The organism is Streptomyces sp. NPDC004561 (assembly GCF_053602155.1).
Map to the genome: position 1 here is coordinate 1 of NZ_JBSGDB010000509.1, position 5877 is coordinate 5877.

Sequence of the window (5877 nt, forward strand, 5' to 3'; positions counted from 1 at the left end):
GCGCGCGGCGGGTCTTCAGTTCCTCCCGGCTCAGCCGCCGGCCGGTGTCCGCGACCTCGGCCAGCGTGCGGGCGCGGACCGCGCCGAGCGCCTGGCCGGGCTGCTGGAGCCGCTGGCCCGGGCCGTGGCGGACTCCGGCCTGCTGCCGCCCGGCAACCCGGTGGGCCTGACCGGGGACTCGTACCCCACCGGCCACTGACGCCGAAGCGTCGGCCGGCGCGTCCCCGGCCGGGTGCCGGGCCGGGGACGCCGCACGGGACGCCGGTGCCGGGGCTACCAGGTCACCGGCAGCCGCTCGGGGATCCGCTTCATGAACCCGGTCCGCCACACCAGTTGGCCGGCCGGCACGGCGAGCGCGAGGTCCGGGAGCCGGTCGAGCAGGACCTCCAGGGCGATCCGGGCGTGTGCGCGGCCCAGCGCGGTCGCCGGGCAGTAGTGGGCGCCGCCGCCGAAGGAGAGGTGGTCGGCGACGTTGTCGCGGTGCACGTCGAAGCGGTGCGGGTCGGGGAACTTCTCCGGGTCGAGGTTCGCGCCCTCGACCAGGACGAGGACGAGGTCGCCCGCCTTCACCGCGACATCGCCCAGCCGGACGTCCTCCAGAGCGAGGCGCGGCAGGGCGTCGCCGATGGAGAGGTTCACCCGCAGCAGCTCCTCCACGCCCGGGCCGATCAGGTCGGGGCGGTCCCTGAGGAGGTCGCGGGCGATGGGGTGGGTGAGCAGGTGGACCAGGGCCATGGCGAGGAACCCGGAGGTGGAGATCACTCCGGCGCCGAAGAGGGTGACGCCGACGGTGGCCAGCATCTCGTCGGTCAGGTGCGCGTAGTCCGGGTCCTCGCGCAGGGCCGCGAGTTCGCCCACCAGGCCGTGCGTCGCCGGGTCGTCGAGCAGGACCGCCATCCGGGCGATGTCCCGGTCCCAGTTGATCCGCGCGCCGGTGACCGGGCACGGCGAGTTCATGAAGGCGATGTCGAGGCTGCGCAGGAAGGCCGGCGCCTCGGTCTGCGGGATGCCGAGGATCCGGCAGTGCATGCCCGCCGAGTACGGTTCGCAGAACGCCCCGCGCAGGTCGGCCGTGGGGCCGTCCGCCACGAGCAGGTCCACCAGGTGGTGGGCCTCCTGGCGCATCCAGTCCATCAGCCCCGGCGCCTTGGGGTTGAGCGCCTTCATCACCGCGCGGCGCAGCCCGGCGCCGGTGATGTTGCCCATGTTGTTCACGACCTCGGGCGGGATCGTGAGCGCGTACTGCCGGGGCACACCGGGGGCGGAGGTGTCCTTCAGCGAGAACCGGTCGTCCTTGAGCACCTGGGCGCACAGCTCGTACGACGACACCAGCCAGGCCTCGTCGCCGGCGATGGTCCGCACGCGCCGCACCGGGGCGGCGGCACGCAATTCCTCGACCTCGGCGGGCACCCGGGTACCGTCCCAGGAGAACGGGAAGGCGGGCAGGGCCGGTCCGGCGGGGACCTCGGGGGCGGTGGTCATGCCACGGCTCCTTCCAGGGCGGCGGGGGTCACGATGGCGTGCCCCTGGTTGCGGGAGGCGCGCAGGCCCGCGCCACGGGAGTACAACAGCTCGGCCATCGGCAGCAGTTGGTGGTAGCAGTTGAGCGAGGAGGGCACCTGGAGAATGGCCGGGGTGTCCAGGAACAGCGGGGCCTCGGCGCAGACGTACTCCAGGCACACGGCACGCTGCCGCTCGGTCGGCGCCTCGCCTCGAGCACTGAGGAAACGATTCACCAGGGCGTCGCAGACGGCACGGAAGGCACCGTCGCCGGCAAGCCGCGTCTGCAGGTGACGATGGATCTCCTGGTAGGCGGGGTTGGCCTGGAACTCAGACATCGGATGCCAGGTCAGTCGCGCACCCTCCGGGTCGGCCGCCGACACGGCGTCGCGGACCTTGGCGCGCACACCGCGCAGGTTCTTCACGGCCTTTCGGCGGGCCTCGTCCGGTGGATACCCGGAGGCCTCGTACATTTCGGCGACGTACAGGTCGGTGTAGACGAGGTCGACCCGGTCGAAGTGGTCCAGTCCCCAGCGGGCGAGATCATGCAGGCGGCGGGCCGAGAAGTAGCTGTTGCCCGGGGACACGCCGATCACGGCGTGCGCGCCCTCGCCGAGGATGACTTCGCAGTGGGAGGTGTAGGGCTGGACCTCGAAGACGTCGGCCATCAGCACGGATGCTGTGGTCACGGGGGAAATCCTCCGCCGCGCGCTAGTCCCTCCGGGGCCCTGTGCCCCTGGTGTGGCGACGCGGCGCCCTCACGCTAGCCGCATGGAATCTGCACGGGTAGTAACTGCCGTGGTTTGACCGAAAAGGATCGTAGTAACGCTCGAAGTGCCCTCCGCCGGGCCTCCGTTGCGGGCCGTACCCTGAGGCCGTGGTCAACCGAGACGAGGATCCAGGACAGGCGGCTTCCCGGCTCACCGGGCGCCCGGTCACCGGCGGGCACGCGGCGTCCGGGTCGCCCGCCGAGATGACGCTGGACGACGGAACACCGGTGATGGTCAAGCGCGGTGACGCCCCCGGGGCGGTGCGCGCCGAGGTGGCGGGGCTGCGCTGGCTCGCCGCGGCGGACGCCGTCCGGGTGCCGGCGGTGCTCGGGCACGACGAGCGCTGGATGGTGACCGAGCGGGTGGCGACCGGGCACCCCGACCCCGGCGCAGCGCTCCGTTTCGGCCAAGCCCTGGCCGCCCTGCACGCGGCCGGCGCACCCTGCCTCGGGGCGGCTCCGCCCGGCGGCCCCGAGGAGGCGTACATCGGCCTCGCCCCCATGCGCAACGCCCCGGGCGCCGACTGGCCCGCCTGGTACGCCGAGCACCGCGTACTACCGTATGTGCGCGGCGCGGTCGACCGCGGCACGCTGCGGCCCGGCGAGGCGGCCGTGTTCGAGCGGGTCTGCGCCCGGCTGCCGGACCTCTCGGGGCCCGTCGAGCCGCCCGCCCGGCTGCACGGCGACCTGTGGAACGGCAATGTGCTGTGGGGCGCCGACGGCGAGGTCCGGCTCATCGACCCGGCCGCGCACGGTGGCCACCGGGAGACCGACCTGGCGATGCTCCAGTTGTTCGGTTGCCCACACCTGGACCGGATCCTCGCCGGATACCAGGAGACGGCGCCCCTGAGCGAGGGCTGGCGGGAACGGGTAGGGATGCATCAGCTCTTCCCTCTGCTCGTGCACGCGGTGCTGTTCGGACGCGGCTATGCGGAACGGGCGCTGACGGTGGCTCGGGGGGCGCTCGCGAGGTGAGCGTGGCGCCTTTCCGTCCCTGCGGAACGCCTCACTCCGGGCCATGATTACACAGAGTAAGGAAACCAATCACCCGTTCGATTCGTATAAGGACGTGAAAGCCGAATCAGGGAGAGACCATGCAACCGTTCACGCTCAACTACGCGCGCCCGGCTGTGCAGTTGGACATGACCACTCCGTACGCGTACGACTCCGGACTGCAGTTGAACGTCCTCCCGGACGGACGGATCGCCGCCACCGACCACGCGACCCTCAGGGCACTCGGAACCACGACCTCCACGGCCGGTTCCAAGACGCACTTCGACGACTGAGGCGCGGGCATCCGGAAGATGACCGTGCTCATCCTGACCAGTGAAGAAGACGTGACGGCGGACATGGTGGTGCTGCGGCTGGGCGAGGCGGGCGTGCCCGTGGTGCGGCTCGACCCCGCCGACCTCACCAGCGGAGTGGCGCTGTCGGGCGAGTTCGTGCAGGGCGCCAGCCGCGGGCATCTGTCCGTCGGCGGGCGCCTGGTGAGCATGAACGGCCTGCGCTCCATCTGGGTGCGCAGGCCCGGGGACGCCGCCGCCCGCGCGGCCCAGCCGTCCGCCTGGCTGACCGAGGAGTCGTCACAGGCGCTGTACGGCATGCTGCGCTGCTCCGGCGCGCGCTGGATGAACCATCCGGACGCCGCCCGCCGTGCCCGCCACAAGCCCTGGCAGCTGGATCTGGCGCAGCGCAGCGGTCTCGCGGTGCCGGCCACGCTGATCACCACGTTCCCGCAGGCGGCACGGGAGTTCGCGGAGCGCTTCCCCGACCTGGTGGTCAAGCCGGTCTCGGGCGCGCATCCGCAGGAGCCGGCGCGGGCGGTGCCGACCAGCAGGGTCGCGCCGGACGCCGACTTCGCGGCGGTCGCCTTCGGGCCGACGCTGCTCCAGAGGCGGGTCGCGAAGGAGGCCGACATCCGGCTCACCGTCGTCGGCGACACGCTCCTCGCGGCACGCAAGCCCGTGGCCCCGGACGCCCATCCCGACGACGTCGACGTGCGGTTCGCCCCGTCGGCCGCCCCCTGGCTGCCCGCCGACGTGCCCCCACGGGTCGGCGAAGCCGTGCTGCGCTATCTGCGGGACGCCGAACTGGCCTACGGCGCCTTCGACTTCGCGGAGGACGCCGACGGCATCTGGTGGTTCCTGGAGTGCAACCAGTCCGGCCAGTTCGGGTTCATCGAGATGGACACCGGCCAGCCGATCGCCGCCACCATCGCCAAGTGGCTGGCGGGGGAGGCGGATCCGGACCGCACGGTTGCGGACGGCGCCCGGAGCGCAGGCTCTTGAGGACGCGGGGAACGGCTCGGAGAAGGGAACGCGACATGCGCATCGGACTGCTGGGGACGGGCCCGTGGGCCAAGGCGGCGTACGCCCCCGCCCTCGCCGGGCATCCCGCCTTGGAGTTCGCCGGGGTGTGGGGCCGCCGGCCCGAGGCGGCCACCGGCCTCGCCCAGCAGTACGGCGTCGCCGCGTACGACGACGTGGACGCGCTGCTGGCCGATGTGGACGCGGTCGCCGTCGCCCTGCCGCCCTCCGTGCAGGCCCCGTTGGCGGTGCGGGCGGCTCGGGCGGGCCGGCATCTGCTGCTGGACAAGCCGCTCGCGCTGTCGGTCGCCGACGGACGGGCCGTCGCGGAGGCCGTGGAGCGGGCCGGGGTGGCGTCCGTGGTCTTCTTCACCGCGCGGTTCCAGAAGGAGCCGGATGCCTGGATCGAGGAACAGGCTGCGGTGGCGGGCTGGTTCACGGCGCGGGCGCAGTGGCTCGGGGCGGTGTTCACGACCGACAGCCCGTTCGCGGTCTCGCCGTGGCGGCGGGAGAAGGGCGCGCTGTGGGACGTGGGCCCGCACGCCCTGTCGGTGCTGCTGCCGGTCCTCGGTGACGTACGGCAGGTCGTGGCGGCGGCGCACGGTCCCGCGGACACCGTCCACCTGGTCCTGGACCACGCGACCGGCGCGTCGAGCACGCTCACGCTGAGCCTGACGGCCCCGCCCGCGGCGGCCGGGGCCGATGTGGAACTGCGGGGCGAGGCGGGCGTGGCGGTCCTGCCGGGCAGTTCCGAGGGAGCGGTCCCCGCGCTCACACGTGCCGCCGACGCCCTGCTGACGGCCGCCCGCACAGGCCGCCCACACCCCTGCGACGCCACCTTCGGCCTCCGCGTCACAGAAATCCTGGCCACAGCACAGGCCCGGTTGTCGGGGGGCCCGGAGTAGGAGCCGGGTACGAGTCTGCCTAGGGTTCGACGCCTCCGTGTCGACGCATGGACGCTGTCGGCCTGCCGGGGGGCGCCGTGTTGCCGGTGCGGGCAACGCTGTGCCTCGCCGGTGCGCAGCGGGACGTCGGGAGTTCCCCCTGGCCGTCGAACCCCACGGCCCCTCCCCCGCCTCGCCGCCCCTCACCTCGGTGTCAGCATGTCACCCGGCGCTGACAACGCCATCGGCCCAGTAGCTGACGCGCTCGCGCAGTACGGGATAGCCGGCCGTGGCGAAGTGGGCGGCCATGGGGAAGTTGCCCCGGTCGGTGAGCGAGGCGAGGCGGGTGACCACGCCCTGGATGTCCTTGTAGGTGGCCGCGTAGGCCGCGTTGAAGGGCCAGTTGCCGCAGCCCTCG

General features: G+C 73.1%; 6 protein-coding genes and 2 pseudogenes. 5 read left to right on the top strand and 3 right to left on the bottom strand.

Translation table 11 applies throughout. From position 1 onward, the window contains the following. Positions 1 to 199, top strand: a pseudogene (locus ACWEN3_RS39250) (hypothetical protein); the annotation flags it as partial. Positions 200 to 273: 74 nt separating this feature from the next. Here ACWEN3_RS39250 and ACWEN3_RS39255 read toward each other — a convergent pair. Together ACWEN3_RS39255 and ACWEN3_RS39260 are read right to left on the bottom strand one after the other, a co-directional pair. Continuing rightward, positions 274 to 1482 (bottom strand): cytochrome P450, encoded by a 1209-nt coding sequence (locus ACWEN3_RS39255; RefSeq protein WP_452981361.1) that lies wholly within the window; start codon positions 1480 to 1482, stop codon positions 274 to 276. Then, on the bottom strand, positions 1479 to 2189 hold the full coding sequence (locus ACWEN3_RS39260) for a tRNA-dependent cyclodipeptide synthase (RefSeq protein ID WP_452981363.1): 711 nt from the start codon (positions 2187 to 2189) through the stop codon (positions 1479 to 1481). The genes ACWEN3_RS39255 and ACWEN3_RS39260 overlap by 4 nt, the downstream gene beginning before the upstream one ends. Positions 2190 to 2377: 188 nt before the next feature. Here ACWEN3_RS39260 and ACWEN3_RS39265 point away from each other — a divergent pair, with 188 nt between their 5' ends. The 4 genes from ACWEN3_RS39265 (at position 2378) to ACWEN3_RS39280 (ending at position 5480) form a co-directional block, all read left to right on the top strand. After that, positions 2378 to 3244, top strand: coding sequence for a fructosamine kinase family protein (locus tag ACWEN3_RS39265; protein ID WP_452981366.1), 867 nt, complete (start codon positions 2378 to 2380; stop codon positions 3242 to 3244). Positions 3245 to 3363: 119 nt separating this feature from the next. Beyond that, positions 3364 to 3555, top strand: coding sequence for a putative ATP-grasp-modified RiPP (gene tgmA, locus ACWEN3_RS39270; protein WP_452981369.1), 192 nt, complete (start codon positions 3364 to 3366; stop codon positions 3553 to 3555). Positions 3556 to 3573: 18 nt separating this feature from the next. Continuing rightward, positions 3574 to 4557, top strand: coding sequence for an ATP-grasp ribosomal peptide maturase (gene tgmB / locus ACWEN3_RS39275; protein WP_452981372.1), 984 nt, complete (start codon positions 3574 to 3576; stop codon positions 4555 to 4557). A 35-nt stretch (positions 4558 to 4592) separates the two neighbouring features. Then, a complete protein-coding gene (locus ACWEN3_RS39280) occupies positions 4593 to 5480 on the top strand; it encodes a Gfo/Idh/MocA family protein (protein WP_452981375.1) in 888 nt (295 codons plus the stop codon). A gap of 201 nt (positions 5481 to 5681) precedes the next feature. Here ACWEN3_RS39280 and ACWEN3_RS39285 read toward each other — a convergent pair. Further along, a pseudogene (locus tag ACWEN3_RS39285) lies at positions 5682 to 5877 on the bottom strand (peptidase C39 family protein); the annotation flags it as partial.